At 69.1% G+C, this 18,781-nt stretch carries 14 protein-coding genes; all 14 read right to left on the reverse strand.

Annotation, left to right across the window (positions count from 1 at the left end):
- Positions 1-6 precede the first annotated feature (6 nt).
- Positions 7-5,808, reverse strand: a complete 5,802-nt coding sequence (locus ACN27F_RS13120) for an SDR family NAD(P)-dependent oxidoreductase (RefSeq protein ID WP_421433645.1) — start codon at positions 5,806-5,808, stop codon at positions 7-9.
- The gene (locus ACN27F_RS13125; protein ID WP_421433646.1) at positions 5,805-6,134 is read right to left on the reverse strand and encodes an acyl carrier protein; all 330 of its coding nucleotides are present in this window, start codon (positions 6,132-6,134) and stop codon (positions 5,805-5,807) included. The genes ACN27F_RS13120 and ACN27F_RS13125 overlap by 4 nt, the downstream gene beginning before the upstream one ends.
- 66 nt (positions 6,135-6,200) lie before the next feature.
- Positions 6,201-7,313: a fatty acid desaturase family protein gene (locus tag ACN27F_RS13130; protein ID WP_421433647.1), complete on the reverse strand. Its 1,113-nt coding sequence runs from the start codon at positions 7,311-7,313 to the stop codon at positions 6,201-6,203.
- Between the two features lie 97 nt (positions 7,314-7,410).
- Positions 7,411-8,631 (reverse strand): beta-ketoacyl-[acyl-carrier-protein] synthase family protein, encoded by a 1,221-nt coding sequence (locus ACN27F_RS13135; protein ID WP_421433648.1) that lies wholly within the window; start codon positions 8,629-8,631, stop codon positions 7,411-7,413.
- Complete coding sequence (locus tag ACN27F_RS13140) at positions 8,631-8,861, reverse strand: acyl carrier protein (protein WP_421433649.1); 231 nt, start codon at positions 8,859-8,861, stop codon at positions 8,631-8,633. The genes ACN27F_RS13135 and ACN27F_RS13140 overlap by 1 nt, the downstream gene beginning before the upstream one ends.
- A 105-nt stretch (positions 8,862-8,966) precedes the next feature.
- Entirely contained in the window at positions 8,967-10,022 is a 1,056-nt protein-coding gene (locus tag ACN27F_RS13145; protein WP_421433650.1) for a beta-ketoacyl-ACP synthase III, read from the reverse strand.
- Positions 10,019-10,999 carry a VlmB-like protein gene (locus ACN27F_RS13150; RefSeq protein ID WP_421433651.1) on the reverse strand — a complete coding sequence of 327 codons (981 nt, stop codon included), beginning with the start codon at positions 10,997-10,999 and terminating at the stop codon, positions 10,019-10,021. Before ACN27F_RS13150 ends, ACN27F_RS13145 begins: the two co-directional genes overlap by 4 nt.
- A gap of 87 nt (positions 11,000-11,086) precedes the next feature.
- Positions 11,087-11,725: a flavin reductase family protein gene (locus ACN27F_RS13155; protein WP_421440165.1), complete on the reverse strand. Its 639-nt coding sequence runs from the start codon at positions 11,723-11,725 to the stop codon at positions 11,087-11,089.
- Between the two features lie 32 nt (positions 11,726-11,757).
- The gene (locus tag ACN27F_RS13160) at positions 11,758-12,264 is read right to left on the reverse strand and encodes a hypothetical protein (RefSeq protein WP_421433652.1); all 507 of its coding nucleotides are present in this window, start codon (positions 12,262-12,264) and stop codon (positions 11,758-11,760) included.
- Positions 12,265-12,281: 17 nt separating this feature from the next.
- Positions 12,282-12,773 (reverse strand): type II toxin-antitoxin system RatA family toxin, encoded by a 492-nt coding sequence (locus ACN27F_RS13165; RefSeq protein WP_421433653.1) that lies wholly within the window; start codon positions 12,771-12,773, stop codon positions 12,282-12,284.
- 2 nt (positions 12,774-12,775) lie between these two features.
- On the reverse strand, positions 12,776-14,071 hold the full coding sequence (locus ACN27F_RS13170; RefSeq protein WP_421433654.1) for an aspartate aminotransferase family protein: 1,296 nt from the start codon (positions 14,069-14,071) through the stop codon (positions 12,776-12,778).
- Positions 14,072-14,120: 49 nt separating this feature from the next.
- Positions 14,121-15,263, reverse strand: coding sequence for an acyl-CoA dehydrogenase family protein (locus tag ACN27F_RS13175; RefSeq protein ID WP_421433655.1), 1,143 nt, complete (start codon positions 15,261-15,263; stop codon positions 14,121-14,123).
- 86 nt (positions 15,264-15,349) lie between these two features.
- On the reverse strand, positions 15,350-16,933 hold the full coding sequence (locus tag ACN27F_RS13180; RefSeq protein WP_421433656.1) for an aldehyde dehydrogenase family protein: 1,584 nt from the start codon (positions 16,931-16,933) through the stop codon (positions 15,350-15,352).
- Between the two features lie 297 nt (positions 16,934-17,230).
- Positions 17,231-18,781: an MmgE/PrpD family protein gene (locus ACN27F_RS13185; RefSeq protein ID WP_421433657.1), complete on the reverse strand. Its 1,551-nt coding sequence runs from the start codon at positions 18,779-18,781 to the stop codon at positions 17,231-17,233.

The following is an 18,781-nucleotide window of genomic DNA, read 5'->3' on the forward strand; positions in this document are numbered from 1 at the left end:
GGTCGGTCAGGCAAGGTGTTCGACGGCGAACCTGCGGTGCAGGAATTCCGCGAGTTCCTGCACCGACGGATGGTCGAAGGTCAGCGAGGCGGGCAGCGGAATCCGTAGCGCCGACTCCAGCCCGCTTTTCAGTTCGACCGCCATCAACGAGTCGAGCCCGAGCGAGACGAACTCGGCACCGGCGTCGAGATCACCGGGGTCGTCCAGGTGCAGCGCCTGCGCCACCTTCGCGCGGACCAGGTCGCCGATGACGGCGGCCCGGTCGACGTCCGGGCTCAGCAGCCGCTCGCGCAGGTCGCCGCCGGGCGACCCGGCCGCCCGGCCGCTGGCGACCCGCGAGTAGAGCGCGTTGTCCAGCGGCAGCGCGCCGGCGATCCGCTCCCAGTCGTACTCGCCGACCACCCGGTGCGCCACCGGTCGGTCCCAGAGCTGGGTGAGCGTGTCCAGGGCACGCGCCGGCGAGAAGAACCGGATGCCGCTGCGATCGATCTCGCGGCTCAGCTGCTCGTCCAGCCGGGCCGACATACCGACCTCGGCCCAGGCGCCCCAGCTGAGGCTGAGGCCGGGCAGCCCCCGCGCGACCCGCCAGGCGGCCAGCGTGTCGAGAAACGCGCTCGCGGCGGCGTAGTGGGCCTGGGTCGCGCCGCCGATGACGGCCGCGATGGACGAGTACACCACGAAGAACTCGTGTTCGGGGCAGCCCAGGCTGAGCTCGTGCAGCAGCCACCCGCCGAACACCTTGGGGCCGAACTGCTCCTCGATCGCCGGCCAGTCGAGCTTCGCGACAAGTTCCTTGCCGATCGCGCCGGCCGCGTGGATGAACCCGCCGACCGGGTGCGGCATGGCGTGCAGCCGGGCCGTCAGGTCGGCCATGTCCGCCGGCCGGCCGATGTCGGCGGCGAGCACCGTCACCGTGGCCCGCTGGCGCAGGTCGGCGAGGATTGGCTCCGCTTCCGGGGTCGCCCGGCCGCCGCGGCTGACCAGGACGAGGTGGCGGGCACCGCTCTCGACCAACCGCCGTGCGGTGACCAGGCCTAGCCCGCCCAGGCCGCCGGTGACGAGATAGGTCCGGTCCGCCCGCAAACGCCGCACCGCACCGGTGACGGCGAGCGGGCCGGTGTCGGCATCGACACCGGTCAGGGACAGCGCCACCGAGCCCGGCGCGGCACCGGCGCGCAGCCGCGCCGCGACCTCGTCGAGTTCGTCCAGTCCGTACCGGATGGGCCGCGCCTCGCCGGAGGCGCCCGCGCCCGCCACGGCGGCCTGGTCGGCCGCGGCCCGAACCGGGTCCGTTCCGTGCGCCACCGCGCGGGCGGCGTCGTCCGGCACGGTCAGGTACCGGGCCGGCGGCCCTTGACGCCGGACCACGACGACGTCCCCGACCTGCGCGGCACTGTCTGGCGGGGCGAGCGACACCGTGCCGACACAGACGCTGTGGTTCAGTTCGGCGCCGGCCGGGACGGTCACGTCAACCAGCACCTGCAGCTCCTCAGGTCCTGGCGCGACGACCGCCGCCGGCTCGATCCGGTACGACGGCCCGGTGTCCGCCGGGTCCGGACCGGTCACCACGAAGCCACCGGACCAGGACGGCGTGCTCTCACCCGGCAGCAGCCGACGCACGTGCCGTCGACCGCCACGGAACGCCACCTGGAAGTCGTCCGGGCGGGGTGCGCTCCACTCGCGGGCCAGGGCGGCGAGATCGGCGGAACCAGCAGGATCGACGGAGCCAGCAGGACCAGCGGGATCGACGGCCGCACCGGACGCGGCGGGCGGCGCGAGGTCGACAAGCGTCGCCCGGTACTGCGGATACTCGGTGAGCAGGACCGGACCGAAGCCCCACAGCGACGCGGCGCCGAGACTGGCCGCCGCCGGGTCGTCGCCCGCCAGCAGTTGGGCTCCTCTGGTGACCAGCCAGAGCCGGGGACGGCGTTCGACGGGTGCGCTGTCGATCGCGGCCACCACCCGCAACAGGTCACGGTAGTGGCACTCGGACTGCCGGCGTAGCTCGGACACGGAGACGTCCGTGCCCTCGTCACGCCAGAACCAGGCGACGTCGGTGATGCCGGCATCGGTCAGCGCCGCCGGGACGCGGTCGGCGTCCGGCTCCACGACCATTTCGACGCCTTCGCGGTCGACCGCCCCGCGCAGCGCGGCGCTGAGCGCCGGCTCGGCATGCAACACCAGCACCTTACGGCTGCCGGCGGCCGGTGACCGGCCGGGTTCCTCGCGCAACCAGCTGAGCCGGTGGGTGAAGGATCGCTGTTGGGCGGTGTCCCGCACGCCCCACCGGATGTCGTGCAGTTCGGCGACCACCCGGTCGCCGTCGAACAGCCGCAGATCGACGAACCCGGGCCCGGTGGCGTCGGTCGGTTCCCGCAGCCGTGCCTGGAAGCGGACCTTGTCGGTGCGCGGCCGGCGCAGCACCTGGACCGACCCGATCGCCAGCGGGCCGGCGGCCGGCCCGGCGTCGTGTACGGCGGCCAGTCCGTGCAACGCCGCCTCGAGCACGTCGGCCGGAAAGTATTCGCCGGTCCGGGCCAGGCGGTTGGTGATCCGACCGGTGATCGAAGCACCGTGCCGGACCACATCGTCCAGCAGCCGCAGTCGCGACCCGTAGACCCGCCCCACCGAGGCCAGGTCGACGTAGGCGCTGCTGCGGTCCCGGGTCCGGGCCGGCTCCCGGGCCGCTGCCGAAGGCTCGGAAGACGGCGTCGCGGCACCGCGGTCCTCGATGAGCGCGGTGGCATGCCGCAGCGTGACGCCGTCGACGACGCTCACCACCTCCACCGCGACCGTGCCGTCCGGACCGGTGCCGCATCTGGTGTGCACCGTGCGTGGCTCCTCGGCCAGGGTCAACGGCTCGTGCAGGACCAGGTCCCGGATCAGGCCACCGTGCTGACCGAAGAGCTCCTCCTGCAGCGCGAGCAGCAGCTCGACGAAGGCCGGGACCGGCATGGTCGGCACCGTGTCGATCACATGATCGGCCGCCAGCGGCAGGTCGGCAGAGGAGTGCTCGCTGGTGAACTCGCGGCGCTCGGGCGTACCGGTCTCCCGGCCGAGCAGTGGGTGGTACGCGCTGGCGGCGTTGCCCGCCCCGGCGGCTCGCGGCGTCTGCCGGCCAGCGGCCGGCAGCCAGTGCCGTCGCCGCTGGAACGGGTACGTGGGCAGCGAGAGCATGGGTTCCCGCCGGGTGTGCAGGCCACGCCAGTCGACCGGTATCCCGGCGACGTAGACCGCCGCGAGCGAGCGCAGGGTCGTCTCGTCGGTGCGGTCGCGGCGGCTGAGGCTGACGGCCCAGACGTGGTCGTCGGCGCTGATGCACTGTCGAGCCTGGGCGGTCAGGACGCCGGCCGGACCGACTTCGACGATCGCGTGCCGTCCCCGCCGGGCGACCGCCCGGATACCGGACAGAAACCGCACGGGCTCGGCGACGTGCCGAATCCAGTACTCGATGTCGGCGATCTCCGCGAACCGGGCCGTCCCGCCGGTCACGTTCGACACCAGGGTGGTGTCCGGTTCCCGGAATTCGATCCCGGCCAGCGCGGCCCGGAACTCGTCGAACGTCTCTGCCATCAGCGGCGAGTGGAAGGCGTGTGACACGGCGAGCCGGTCGACGCGGATCCCGCGCTCGAGCAACGCCTGGATCGCGTCGTCGAGCGGTCCGACAGCCCCTGAGATGACGCACTGGGTCGGGCTGTTGTGGGCGGCCACGGCGAGTTCGGGATGCCCCGCCACGTACGGCTCGACGTGCTCGATCTCCGCGTGCACGGCGGCCATCGCACCGGCGCGACGTACCGACTGCATCAGTCGTCCCCGGGCGGCGACCAGCGTCACCGCGTCCGGCAGGGTGAACAGTCCGGCGACCGTCGCCGCCACGACCTCGCCAATGCTGTGTCCGATGAGCACGTTGGGCCGGACCCCCCACGACATCCACAGCTTGGCCAGGGCCAGTTCCAGCGTGAACAGCGCGGGTTGGGTCAGCCAGGTCTGATCGATCTCGCTCGCGTCGGACGCCTCGTCGAGCAGCAGGGCGCGTACCGACCGGCCGAGGACGGGGGCGAACAACGCGTCGCACTGGTCCACCCAGTCGCGAAAGACCGGGAAGCGGTGGTAGAGCGCGGCTCCCATCCCGGGGTACTGGGCGCCCTGCCCGGTGAACATGAAGGCGACCTTGCGCAGCGGTGTGGTGGGCTTGCCGTCGGCCGGGCCGTCGAGCGTGGCCAGCAGCGCGTCGAGTTGGTCGCGGTCGGCGACCGCGCCGGCGAGGCGTTGGTTGTGATGGGAACGCCCGACGTTGCTGGTGTAGCACAGTCGGGCCAGGTCGATCTCGGGCTGGTCGGCGAGCAGCCGCCGGTACCGCTGGCCGAGCGCCTGCAGCCCGGCGCCGCTCTTGGCGGAGAGCGTGAACACGTGCCGGGTGGGTGGCTGCCCCGCCGGCGCCGGCTCCGACACCGCGGCCGGCTGCTCGGGTGCTTGTTCCAGCACCGCCGCCGCGATCGTGCCGGCGAAGCCGAAACTGTTCACCACCGCCCGGCGCACCGGCGCCGACCACGGCTGGCAGTCGGTGGGCACGCGGACCGGATAGCTGTCCCAGGGAATCCGTCCGGACGGGGTGCGCAGATTCAGGTGCGGATAGATCGTTCCTGCCCGCATCTGCAGCACGACCTTGATCAGTCCGACGATGCCGGACGCCGGCTCCATGTGACCGAGGTTGGTCTTGACCGAGCCGACCAGGATCGGCGACCGCGGGGTGTGCGACTCGGCGAACACGTCGTTGATGGCGCCCATCTCGATCGGGTCGCCGAGCGGAGTGCCGGTACCGTGCGCCTCCACGTACTGGACGTCGGCCGGACGCAGCCGCGCCGCGGCGAGGGCGGCTCGGATGACCTGTTCCTGGGCGGCACCGTTGGGCACGGTCAACCCGGCGCTGTCGCCGTCCTGACCGACGGCGGTGCCACGGACGACGGCCAGGACGGTGTCGCCGTCCGCGACGGCGGTCGACAGCCGCTTGAGGACCAGAACGCCACAGCCCTCGGCCCGGACGTAGCCGTCGGCCGACTCGTCGAAGGTCTTGCACTGCCCGTCCGGGGCGAGCATCTGCCCATGGGAGAAGATCACCGGGATCCGTGGGTGGTGCAGCGCGTTGACACCGCCGCACAGCGCGATGTCGCACTCACCCCGGCGCAGCCCACTGGCCGCGAGGTGCAGCGCGGTGAGCGACGACGAACACGCCGTGTCCACGCTCAGGCTCGGCCCCCGCCAGCCGAGGAAGTAGGACAGCCGCCCGGACAGTGGGAACATGGTGATCCCGGAGGCGAGATGTCCGTCGAGTTCGGCGTACGGCAGATCGCCGATCTCCAGGGCGTAGTCGATGGAACTCGCCCCGACGTAGACGCCGCCGTTGCCCCGGCGCAGTCGCGCCGGGTCGATGTTGGCGCTCTCCAGCGCCTGCCACGCGGTCTCCAGCAGCATCCGCTGTTGTGGATCGATGTACTGGGCCTCTTTGGGGGATATGTTGAAGAATCCGGCGTCGAACTGATCGATCCGATCGAGGAAACCACCGCCCGTCGTGTGTATCTTTCCCTTCTCCGTTGGATCCGACGGAGTGAAGGCCGAAACGTCCCATCGGTCTGCCGGCAGCGGCACGATGCCCGAACGTCCATCGCGCAGAAAAGCGTCGAACTCGTCGAGCGATTCGCAACCGCCGGGAAATTTCAGCCCGATGCCGACGACGGCGATCGGTTCGTCCTGGTTGACCGGCGACACGGGGTCGGCCGCACGGAATTGCGGATCGACTAGGTCGGTCATCGGGTAACCTCCGCATCCAGCGCACCGGCGTCGCTGCGAGCGGGTACCACGAGTTCACTCAACAGATAGTCGATCAGTTGCGCGATCGTCGGCTGGTTGAACAGCACCCGGGCGTCGATCCGCAGACCTAGTCGCTGCTCTAGAAGTTGACGTATCTCGATAAGTCGTAAAGAGGTGAGGCCAAGTTCGAAAAAGCCGCTCTCCAACGGGAGGTCGTCATCGCCCTCCATCAGCAGAGCCGCCTTGAACTGGTCGAGTACGAGGCTTTCCACCGCGTCCCGCCGCTCGGCGAGAGGCAGCGTGGGCAGAATCAGATCGTCGGGCATGCTCTGGTCACACCTTTGTCGTGGACGCCCGCACTGGCGGGTCCGGCGGATCGGGGGACGGCGGGATCAGCTGGCAGCGGACCCGGTCGCGACGGGCGACGGGTGGCGGGCTGGCTCACTGACCTCGTGCAGGAAGGTCGCGACCTCCCGGTACGACGCGACCAGGCCCACCTCTCGGTACGGAATGCCGTGCCGGCTGCAGTAGCGCTGAACGATCGGCCGGCACCGGTTCAGGTTCATCCGGGGCATCGTCGGAAAGAGGTGATGCTCCACCTGGTAGTTGAGACCGCCGTAGAGGAAGTCGACCAACACCGAGGGACGGATGTTGCGTGACGTCAGGACCTGACGCTCCAACCAGTCCAACGACTCCTCACCGGTACGTACCTCCATGCCCTTGTGATTGGGAGCGAAGATGAGGCCGAAGTAGACACCGAGCACCGCCTGCTGCACGACGATGAAGGCCAGGGCCTTGATCGGTGAGAGCACGAGCAGCAACACCCCGGCGTAGACGACGACATTGGCGAGGATGAGCAGCCCCTCCTGCACCGGACGACGCAGGTTCCCACTGAACAGGGCGAGTAGGGAGGTCCGGCGCATCTTGTAGCCCTCAAGGGTCAGCAGGACGAAGAAGAGCGTCCGTTGGTGACGCACCACGAACCGTCCCCATCGGGACCGGCTCGGGTACTGGCTCATGTCGAAGATCGCCGTCCGTCGTCCGATGTCCGGATCGAGGTCGATGTTGTTGGGGAAACTGTGGTGTCGGTGGTGGTGGTTGACCCACCATCCGTAGCTCACGCCGTTGACCAGGTTGGCGTGGACGAGCCCCATCGCGGTGGCCGCGGTGCCGCGGAACATGGCCTTGTGCCCGGCGTCGTGCCACATGAACGCGCTCTGCGCGCAGCTGACGCCCATCCAGGCAGCCACCGCCAACTGCCACCACGAGTCGCCGATCAAGAAGAACGCCATCAGGCCGGCGCCGAACAACGCCGCGTTGAAGGCCAGCCGCCCGTAGTACCGTGCCGGTACGAGATCCAGCAGCCCGGCGGCGCGGACCTCCTTGGCGAGTTCCGCGAAATGAGCACCCACCTCCTTGGCGGTTGCGGCGGCCGGGTCGACGCCGACCAGGCCGCTTCTTGCCGGCCTGGCGCCGTTGGCCAGGTTTTGCTGCTTGGCCTGCATGGACCAATCTCCTTCCTGAATGCGTACCTGCTCAAGAGCCTGCGCCGTAGCACTGACCAGCACCTGACCGGGCACTGACCAGATGCGGCCGGACCGGTCAGGCGCGGCCGACGAGAACCGCGGCGTTCTGTCCACCGAATCCGAGCGACGTGCTGAGCGCGAGGTCGATCCGTAGCGGTGTCGCCTTCTGCGCGACCTCGATCTCGAGTTGGCTGTCGGGTTCGTCCAGATTGGCTGTCGGTGGCACCAGTCCCTGCTCCACCGCCAGCACGGTGAACGCCGTCTCGACCGCACCGGCGGCACCGAACAGGTGCCCGGTGACGCCCTTGGTCGAGGTGACCAGAGCGCCGGAACCGATCACCCGGTGCAGCATCTGTGCTTCCACCAGGTCGTTCAACGGCGTGGCACTGCCGTGGGCGTTGACATGCTCTACCTCGGTAGGCGCGATCTCCGCGTCGGTGAGAGCACTGCGTACGGCCGCCTCGGCTCCTCTGCCGTGCGGATCCGGTGCGGTCACGTGATAGGCGTCGGCGCTCGCCCCGAACCCGGCGATGCGTGCCCGCACCGGGGCACGCCGGGCCTGAGCGTCGGCGATCCGCTCGAGCACCAGCACACCGGCACCTTCGCCGGCGACGAAGCCGTCACGCGCCGAGTCGAACGGACGTGACGCGGTGGACGGATCGTCACAGCGCCGGGACAACGCCCCCATCTGCGCGAAGCCGGCCATCACCAGCGGGGTCACCATGGCCTCGCCGCCGCCGGTGACCACGACGTCACAGCGGTCCAACAGCAACAGATCGCGCGCGAGTCCGATGGCGGAGGCGCCGGACGCGCAGGCCGTGGCGACGACCAGACTCGGACCGGTCGCGCCGAGCTCGATGGACACCTGCCCGGCCATCATGTTGGGCAGTTGCCGCGGCAGCAGCAGCGGCGAGACCTGATTGGGGCCTTCGGCGAGCAGTATCCGGTGCTGGTCCTCGACGGTGCCCGGACCGCCGTCGGCGCATCCGAGCACGACACCGACCCGGGCTCCGTCCCAGCTACCGACGTCGAGCCCAGAGTCGGCGACCGCCTCCAGCGCCGCTACCACCGTCAGCTGGACGAACCTGTCGAGCCGCCGGGCCCGGCGCGGACCGAGTATTCGGTCCGGCGTGAAGGCCGGCACCCGGCAGGAGATGTCCACCGGGCATCCGGCCAGCAGCGGATCGGTCTGCGCGGTCGGTTGACCGGCGCAGACCCGGTCCCAGCTGGCCGCCACTCCGATGCCGGCCGGGCTGACGATGCCCAACCCGGTCACCGCCACGTCGCGGCTGGACATCAGACCCTCGCGCTCCGCGACTCGGCGAGGTCACGGACCGCTCCGACCGTCCCGGCCTGGATCAACTCGTCGTCGGAGATGGCAACACCCAGCTCCTTCTCGATCACCAGGCTCAACTCGACCATGTCGAGCGAATCGAGCTCCAGGTCCTGGAACGTCGCCTCCGGGACAAGCGCCGCACGGTCCAACTGGAACTTGCGGGCGATGATTTCCTTGAGCTGCTCGAACATCAATGGCACCTTTTCTCACCGACCCGCCGCGCCGCGACGGGTCTCCGGTCTTGATGACTCAGCGATTTCGGATATCGGTCGTCTTGACGGTTGCGGTCGGAACGGTCAGTCACCGAAGCCGAGGGTCCCCGGCCAGGTGAAGGTGGTCGCGCCCCAGGCCAGACCACCACCGAAGGCGGCGATCAGAATCCGCGCGCCGGGATCGAACGCGCCCGTCGCCGCCGACTCGGCGATGAGCAGCGGGATGGACGCAGCCGCCGTGTTGCCGACCCGTTCGATGTTCGACGCCACGCGATCCGCCGGGATTCCGATACGTTCCCCGACGGCCGTACAGATCCGCGCGTTGGCCTGGTGCGGGATGAAACAGTCGACGTCCGCCGGACGCCAGCCGGCCCGGTCCAACGCCGCCAGCGCCGCGTTCGACGTGTGTTCGACGGCGTAGCGGTAGACGTCTCTGCCGCGCATGTGGAACCACAGATCGTCCGGACCCGGCAGCTGTCCCGTCGACCGCTGGGCCGACCCGCCGCCCGGAATCATGATCAGTTCAGCGAGTTCGCCGTCGCTGCCGAGCACGCACGGCCCGAGGGCACCCGGCTCCGAGGCGGACCCGGCGCGCAGCACCACCGCCCCAGCGCCGTCGGCGAATATCACCGCGGTCTGCCGATCCATCGGGTCGACGATCGTCGAGAAGGCGTCGGCACCGATGACCAGGACGCGGTCGGCAGTGCCGGTCGCGATCTGCCCTGCCGCGCTGTTCAACGCGTAGACGAACCCGCTGCAGACCGCCGCGACGTCGTGCGCGGCGACTCCGCTGAGGCCGAGCCCGGCGGCGACCTGTGGTGCCGTGGCCGGGCACAGCCGCTCCGGCGTGGCGGTGGCCACGATGACCGAGTCCACGTCACCGCCACCGGCCGACTTCAACGCCGCCGCGCCCGCCTCGATGGCAAGGGCCGCGGTGCCCACGCCCGGATCGACGACGTGCCTGCGCGCGATGCCGGTCCGGCTGCGGATCCACTCGTCGGAGGTGTCCAGATATCGAGTGAGTTCCTCGTTGGTGACGATCCGGGGTGGCACCCAGGAGCCGACGCCGGCGATGACCGCCGCCCGGCCGGCAGCGGGTGCGACGGCCGTCGCCGCCGACAGGTCGGGATGGCCGTTCATTCCGCCAGCCCCAGTACCGGCAGCGCATCGGCAAGGCCCATGTAGCGCAGCCGCACCGCCGCCATCTCGTCGGTCCAGCGTTCCGCGGTGGCGTACCGCTCGGCCGGCGTGGTGTCCAGCAGCCGCCGGCCGGGCCACACCTCGTAGTCGCCGACGAGGTCGGCGTACTGCGCCATCCCTTCCTGGAACAGCGTTTCGCGCCGCATGATGTACGCCTCCTCCGGCAGGTCGTCCCAGAGCTGTCGGCCCTTGCGCAGAATGTCGAGCAGGCGTGGTCGGTAGCCCGGATGGGCGGCGAGATGATCGCGCAGAATCGAGCTGCCGACGGTGAGATGCCGGATCTCGTCGATGGAGGCCCCGCGGGCGATCTCACTCGCCGCCGGGTCCAGCATCTGCCACTTCCGTTCGCTGAGCTCGGCTGCGGGCGCCAGCACTCCCTCGATGACGATGGTGAAGATGGCGACGCCGCCGATGAAGTCCCCCTCGTCACGCACGGTATGGTTGGCGAACTCCTCGACCGGTTCCAGGATCTCCTTGGTGTAGTCGGCCGACATCTCGGCGATCGCCGCGACGAGGCCGTCCTCGGGCAGGCCGAGTTCGATCAGATGATTACGGAAGACCATGGCATGACGTGCCTCGTCGACCAGCTGCGTGGTGTAGAACTCCAACTCCGGTACGCCCGGCGCCTGGGCGACGTAGTGCGCGAGAATCCGGGTGGCCTTCTCCTCCGCGATGGACCGGTAGCCCAGTTCCATCACCAGAGCGTCACGAAGCGGTCCAGGCCGGCGCATGTGTTCCGGCGTGATCGCGGTCGGCGCGTGCCCGGTCTCGGCACGCCCACGCAGCGTTCCCTGTGCCACTGCCGCGAGCCAGTACGCAAGATTGCACTGTTCGGCGGTGAGAGCCAGATTCATCGCACCGTCGAGCAGCGTCGGCGCGTCGTCCCAGTCCGCCTCGGGCGGCACCGTCCGGGTCATCGTTGCTCCTTACGTCGATTCGCTTGGCGCGACACCGGCTGCCGGGAGCGCGTACGAGCGCTCCCGCAGCTCGGTGTCGTCGTTGTCCTACAGCTGCTCGGCGCGGCCGGTGCGCCGGCCCGCCGTCCGGTTGTTCTCCTCGTCGGCGTGTCGGGTCGGTGCCGGCGGGATCGGAATCATGGTGGTCACCTCGTGCAGGCGGCCACCGTGGTTGAGCAGTGGCTGGCCATCGGCAGCCGAACCGCCGGTCACCTCGGCGAGGAGCAACTCGTGGTCCCCGGCGTCGACGACGCGGACCAACCTGGCGCTGAGCCAGGCCAGGGCGCCGACGATGAGCGGTGCACCGCTGATCCGGTCCGGCTGCCACCGGACGCGATCGAACTGGGCCCGGCCACGGGGCCGGTCCGGGTTGGAGAACCATTTCGCCGGTTCTGCCTGGGCGGCGTCGAGGACACTGACCGCGAACGACCGATGGGTCTTGAGCAGGCTGAGGAACTGCGAACGCCGGTGCAGGCAGAGCCCGATCAGCAACGGGTCACGCGACACGGCGGTCAGTGAACTGACGGTCACACCATGCATAGCTGGCCCGGTACCGACCGTGAGAACCGCCACCCCCGACGCGATCTGACGTACGGCCGCGCGATTCTCGGTCGCCTCGTCGACTCCGCCGGATGTCACTCCAGCCGATCGGTCGTCCAGTTGGCCCGCTGCCGTCGACCTTGCCATGATCGTCCAGCCGGTCCGCGCCTCGACGTTGTTCACTTCGACGACCCGATATGGGCGACGAGTGGCTCAGGCGCGGAGTTGGTGGCCGGTTGTTGCCCGGGCGACCGGATCGACTCGATGAGCTTGGCGTAGAGCGGGTGGGGCACCGGCTCGAACGGCATTCCGAACGGCTTGAGGAAGTTTCCGAACAAGCCGCGATCCCCGAAGACGTGGAACGGGATCACCAGCAACGCCCACTCCGGCCCGATGAGCCACAGCCACAGGCCGACGACGACCGTCTGGGTGATCAGGCTGTGCATGACGTTGTAGAGCACGTAGTAGACCTTGGAGATCTTCTTCGTCTTGCTACGGTGGTAGGCGATCGCTCCCGGGATGTAACCGATCAGGTCGATGTACAGGAACAGCGCTATCGCGGGGAGCCAGCGGACCTCGTTCCAGTGCATGACCAACAGGACTGCGCTGACGCCGAAGCCGACCAGGTACTCGGCCCGATGCAGTCGAAAGGTGTTCGGAGTCTCGAACGGATTCTTCTGATCCATGATTCTGCCCTTTCCGGTCAGGCTGAGGCGACGGGCGTGGCCTGCAGTCCGTGTGCTTCGTGGCCGCCATCGAGGCGGACATCCTCGAACATTCCGACGACTACCCAGGCCACGGTCTCCCTGATCACCCGCTCCGCGATCGGATCCAGGATTCCCTGCAGGCTCGGGATGCCGAAGTCGAACTCGGCGGCGAATGTGAGCTCGCAGCCGTCAGCGGTACGGCCGAACGTCCACCGCCCCGTGAACGAGTCGAAGTCGCCGTCGGTCTGAACGAAGTCGATTGCCAATTCGTCGCGGTGGAACTGCTCTTCCTCACTCCACCGCAGCAGGCCGCTACGGAAATGCAGTTCCCAACTCGAGCTCCCGGTCGGCTCGGGCAGTGTCCGGTGGACGGTGGTCGACTGCACGTGCGGCGCAAGCTCCGGGTAGCGCTCGAAGCGGGCCACGCCGGCGAAGACGACCTCGGGCGACACTCGGGGGACGAACGCTGTCAACTTTACTTGACGCATGATCAGTTACTGCCTTCCGGCATCCGGGCACGCTTGTCCACGAGATCGCGGGTCGCGCCGTCCAACGCTTCGAGAAGAAAATTGATGTCCGAGTCACTGAGGATTGCCGGCGGCGTGAACCGGACGACCGAGCTGCCGTTCATCGAGTGGTTGCCGACGACACCGTGATTGAACAACTCGATCAGCAACTCGCCGGCGAGACCCGCCTCCACCAGTTCGATGCCGATGAGCAGACCCTCGCCCCGCACATCCACGATGAGCTCCGGGCAGTTGGCCAGCATGATTCGTCGGATCTCCGGCAGGATCCGGTGTCCGATCTCCATGGCCCGGGTCACGAGCCGTTCTTCCTTGACCGCCCGGATGGCACCACGCACCGCGGCCATCAGGATCGGCGCGCCGGAGAACGTACCGGTGTGCAGGTACGGATCCTTGTCGAATGGCAGGAAGGCGCTCCGGCTGGCCAGCGCGGCCGAGACCGGCAGCAGCCCACCGCCGAGCGCCTTGCCGACGAGCAGCACGTCGGGTACGACGCCGGCCAGGTCTGCTCCCCACCAGTGACCGAGCCGACCCATCCCGGTCTGCACCTCGTCCAGGATGAAGAAGCCCTTGTACCGCTGGCACAGCAGGGCCACCTGACGCAGGTAGTCCGGCGGCGGGATGATCACCCCGCCCTCGCCCTGGACCGGCTCGACGATGACACAGACCTCGCCCGGATGTGCGGCGAGTTCGCGCTCGACGGCCGCGGCGTCGCCGTAGGGCACCCGGGTCACGTCGGGCAGCAGGGGAGCGAAGGGTTTGCGGTAGACCTCCTTGCCGCTGGCCGACAAGGCACCCAGCGTCTTGCCGTGATACCCCTGGTGTGTGGCGAGGATGCGGCGCTTGCCGTGACTGCGGGCCAGTTTCAACCCGGTCTCGACGGCCTCCGCGCCGGACAGCGCGAAGTGCACCCGTTCCAGGCCGTTCGGGGCCACGGAGATCAGCGCCTCGGCGGCCTCGGCGACCGTCGGTTCGAGCAGGATCCGGGTGGCGATGGGGTGTCGGTGCAACTGTTCGAGTACGGCGTCCATGACAATCGGGTGCCGGGCACCCATGATGAACACCCCGTAGCCGCCACAGTTGAGGAAGCGCTCGCCGTCGCTGGTCTCCAGCCAGGCGCCGGACGATGCGACCTCCATGTGCGACCCGAACAGTTCGGCCAGGGTCGCCCTGCCCTTGCTCAGATGCGCCCGGTAGAGGTCCAACGTCCGTTGTTCGGTGCTGGCGCCGGGCAGTACGACCGCCGGCTCGACCATGGTCATGCCAGCTCACCTCCGTTCGTCGTGGTCGTGGACAGGGGTCGTGGACAGCTCAGGACAGCACCAGCGGTTGGCCGGCGAAGTAGTCGACCAACGGCTCAGCCGCGCTGGCCTGCGACGGCGGGTGGAATACCAGCGGCCGGGCGGCGGCGGCCAGGTAGGCGACGTCGCTCGAGGAGATGAACGCCATCCCGCCGAGTAGTTCGACAGCGGAATCGGTGGTCCGGCGGATGGCGTCCTGTGCCGCGTACCGGGCGACCAGAACGGCGGCCACCGCCTCGTCACCGTCGACACCATCGAGGACCGCCCTGGCGACCCCCTCGACCCCCGCGATGGCGGACTCCAGGCAGATCGCCATCGCCGCCCGATCGGTCGCGGATCCGCGGCCGCTGGCGAGCGCGCGTTCGGCCAGTGCGCTCGCCGCACCGAGATAGACCGAGGTAATCATCATCTCGAACCAGACGAACCCGGCGGTCTGCAGGTCGTCGAGCCGGTCCGGGTCGTCCGGCACGGTCCGGATGACAAGATCCTCTGGTACGTGCACGTCGGTCAGCCGTACCTCGTCGCTCTCGGCACCCGGCAGCACGTAGGTCGACCAGAACGGGTGGACCGAGACACCCGGGCTCTGCGCCGGAATCAGCAGGACGGCCAGGCTCGGCCGGCCGGTCTCGTCGGGTACGGCGATGCTGGCGGTGAGAAGGTCCATCGAGGCGGACAGGCTGCACGGCCGCTTCCCGCCACTGACCAGATAGCCACCGTCGGGCGCGGGACGGGCCGTCACGCTCGGCGTCAGGATGTTGGCGTTGGGGCGACCCTCGGCCCAGCCCGAGGCCATCAGCAGCCCTTCCGGCGCCACCCGGCCCAGCAGCGACATCTGAGCCGGGGTGAGTCTGCCGGCCGTCTCGGCCAGCTTGAAAAGCATCGCGGCGGTGAAGTGGTGCATCGTCACCGCCGCCCCCAACGACGGCGAGTACGCCGAGATGGCACGGGTGACGCGGACCGCCTCCAGCGCATCGGCACCTGCGCCCCCGTACGCGGCAGGCACCAGCAGTCCGGCACCACCGTACGCACGGTAGGTCTTGATCGTCGTGGTCTGTTCGGACTCGTGGACGGACAACGGGGTAGCGGCGAGCGCATCGCACAGACCTGGATGGAATTTCTCGCATGCGGCGCGCGCAAGGTCGAGAGATCGCATTTCGAATCAACTCCTGTAGCGATTGTCCTGGCCAGTCGGCCCGGCACGGCTGGCTACCTGAACCGCGCCGGACCCGGATGGAGGTATTACTCGCCGAAGACAGCGGTACGCGGTCGAATGCCGGCCGACACGCTCACGCCCTGCAGGTGAGATGTCTTGAGAATGGGATAGTTGGCTTCGCCGAACGCTCCTCCGGTCAGCCCGGTTCCGCCGTGGCTCGGCAGATAGGGCAGGAAGCCGATGTGCGAATCGTTGACCTTGAGCAGGCCCCCGTTGTGGGTACGGGTGACGAAAGTGTCGATCACCCGCTGGTCCTCGGCCCACAGCGAATTACGCAGGCCGTAACGGTTGGAGTTGATGAATTCGACAAAGCCGTCGAGCAGTGCCACATCGTCGTCATCGTCCGGGACGACCACCGGGATGAGCGGAAAGAAGGTCTCGTGAGCGACGACGTCGAACCGCCGTGCACCGGCCAGACCGTTGACCCGGACGACTGTCGGTTCGAGGAAGACACCGGTGTCCGACGGGGTGCCGTCGAGTTCGGTCCGACGCCCGCCGCAGACCAGTTCCGCGCCCGCGTCCAGGGCCTGTCGCAGGAGACGGAAAAACCGTTCGCTACGCCGTACCGGGGACAGCAGCACGCCCCGGTCCTCGGGATAGCCCGGACGGACGTTGGCGACCTGGCGGACGACCTCGGCCAGCAGGTCGTCGGCGATCGACGGATGCGCCAAAACGTAGTTGGGTACCATGCAGATCTGGCCGGACCCGTAGAAGCACTCGGTGACCGCCTCTGCGGCCATCGACAGATCCGCATCCCGCCAGACCACCAGGCCGTCGTTGCCGGCCAGCTCAAGGACGGGCTTCTTCCCACGGGCGACGCACTCTCTCTCGAACTGCAGTCCCTCCTCACTCCCGCCGAAGTAGATGATGTCGTCCACACCCGGGTGCTCCAGCCACCGGTCGAGCGTCTGCTGCGGCTTGCTGCAGACGACGTTGAGGGTGCCCGGCGGCGCGCCCAGCTCCGTCAGCAGCGGCGCGATCAGCTCCCGCACGACGTACATGGTGCTCAACGCGATGCTTCTGGGCGCTCGGACCACGACCGTGTTGCCGGCCATCAGGACCAGCACCGCGAGCGCGGCACTGGGCGCCGGCGCGTTCTGCGGAGGGTTGATGCACACCACACCGTCCGGGCTGCGGCGCACGACCAGGCGTCGTGGGCCGTACTGGAACTCGGCCTGCATCTGCTGGCGGTACCAGGAACAGCTTTCCGCGCTGTAGACCTGTTCCAGGCAGGAGAGCTCCCATTCGGCGAGCATCCGTGGGTGCGCTTCGGCCATCAGCAAGGAGAGGAACGCTTCCCGGTTCTCCCGTAGCTGCGTCAGGAACAGTTCCCCGAGACGCATCCGGTCATCGAGCGGAACAGCTGCCCAGCCGGTCCGGGCGTGCACCGCGGCGTCGACCGCGGCGTCGATGTCCTCCGTTGTGGCCACTGCGGCACGGCCGACCACATAGGGATGTAGCGCGGCTGACGAGTCGGGATTCTGCTCCAGAGTGCGCTTGACACTCACACTGGTGAAGACGTCCTCCAGCAGCGATCGGGAACTGACCGTGTACACCCACCCCGCACCCGGCACGTCTCGGTCACCGATGTAGGAATCGTAGCTGCGCACCGGCACCGGTGGCGGATTCTCGGATACGCCTGCGATTCCACCCCGAGATATGGGGCGCACGGCATTGACGTCACTGGCGATAGCCACTCGAACAGCTCCTCGAGCCATTGGCAAGAACACCCCAGGTGTCCTCAATCAGTGAGACAACAGAATATTGCCAGCAACTCCTGACGGCTGGCTGACAACCACCTGACGACCGACAGCACAGATCAGCGACATGCAATGAGCGACCTGGAAACAACAGTTATAACCGTTTCCGTCTTGCCGGAAAGCACTGACGGAAAGATGACGGAAACTTCAGCGCAGGGCGTTCTGCACAAGCACCGCAAGACGCTGCGGGGTGGTTTCCACGAGATTCTCGATCTCGTCGGCCACGGCACCTGCGCCGCCACTGGCGGCGAACTTCGCGCGGACCAGCTCGCGGTGTGTCCGGCGGGTCTGCGGTCCGGCCCCACCGAGCGGAATGGTCTGCTCCCGGCTCAGAGACCGCCCGTCGGCGAGCCGGACCAGAAGCCGAGCCGGAGTCGCCTTCGCCGCGTCCCGGAAGGAGACCAGAGCCGGCGGAAGGTCGCCCCGCCCGAGGGCGCCGTCGGCATCCACCGTCCGGCCGTTCCGCAACACCGACGCGGCCACGTCGACGCCGACGAACTGGCGCAGCCAGGGCAACGCCCGATCCCCTGCCTGCAGCAGGGCCGCGCCGAACGGAGCGACGCAGGTGAGCAGTTGGGAGGTCATCGTCGGCTCGTGGACAAGGCGTACCCGTTCCGCGAGGGCCCAACGGGCCGGATCGGCGATCGCCGGCTGGTCGAAGTCCGCGGCGGTAAGGTCGCCGGTGAGCAGAGCCGTCGCGACCGGGTAACCGGTCGAGAGCAGGAGCGCGCTGATCGGGCTGTCCGGGCCGGCGAGGTACTCGGTCGCCTGCCTGGCCGCGAACAAGGTGTAGACCGATGCCGCGACCTCGATGTCCACGATCGCGGCAGGATCCACCTGATGGTGCAACGCGATGGCGCAGTCGACGGCCGCGTCGATGCCGGGGCCGCCGGGCCGCAGCTTGAACGACAACGTCTCGGTATGCCACCGCTGCCCGAGCAGATCGGTGACCACCTGCGGGACGGGAACCGTCGCGAACCGGGCGAGAAACCCCCGAGGATGCTCCAGGACGTCGGCGGGGCCGGTCAATCCGGCGATCGCCCCGTCGCAGGCGTCCATGGCCGAGCGCACCGGCACCAGTACGTGCAACAGCTTCGCCGCACCGCCCAGGAACGCGTGCATGACCGGCCAGGGCGGGGCGGCAAACGCCAGGCTCATCGCGTCGGTCCAACATCGGGCGGATACGTCCGCACAGCTCAGCCGCCCGGCCACCGCACCGGCCAGATGGGTGTGCATCGCGCTTTGGCCGCGCAACGGTCCCAGGGTGGCGGCAGCGGTTATCCGGGCGGCGCATTCGTTGGCCACGACCACGGCCTTCAGCAGGGTCCGCCCGTCGACGCGCCCGGCGGCGGCGTAGGCGAGCGGGACGCTCACGGTGGATGCGGCCAGGTGCCCGGCGTACGCCGTGTCGTCGAGGTTCAACCACGACCCGGCCGCCGCCAGAACCCCGGCCGTACGCCGTGGATCCGTCTGAAAGACCGGACCGTACGCGTCGACCAGCCGGCGGCCGAGGGAGTGCCGTAGCCCCGCTCGGATCGCCGCGAGATGGGCGAGGATCTGGCTGGCCGCGAGTTCGACCACCGGCTCCGGAAGGTCGGTGAACCGGACCTGGGCGGCCCATTCGCACAGCGCACCGAGCAGGGTCGAGCCCGGCTGGTGCAGCGGTGCCGAGGACAGATCGCGCAACGGGGCGGCCAA

The sequence above is a fragment of the Solwaraspora sp. WMMB335 genome, from assembly GCF_049179075.1.
Lineage (GTDB): Bacteria > Actinomycetota > Actinomycetes > Mycobacteriales > Micromonosporaceae > Micromonospora_E.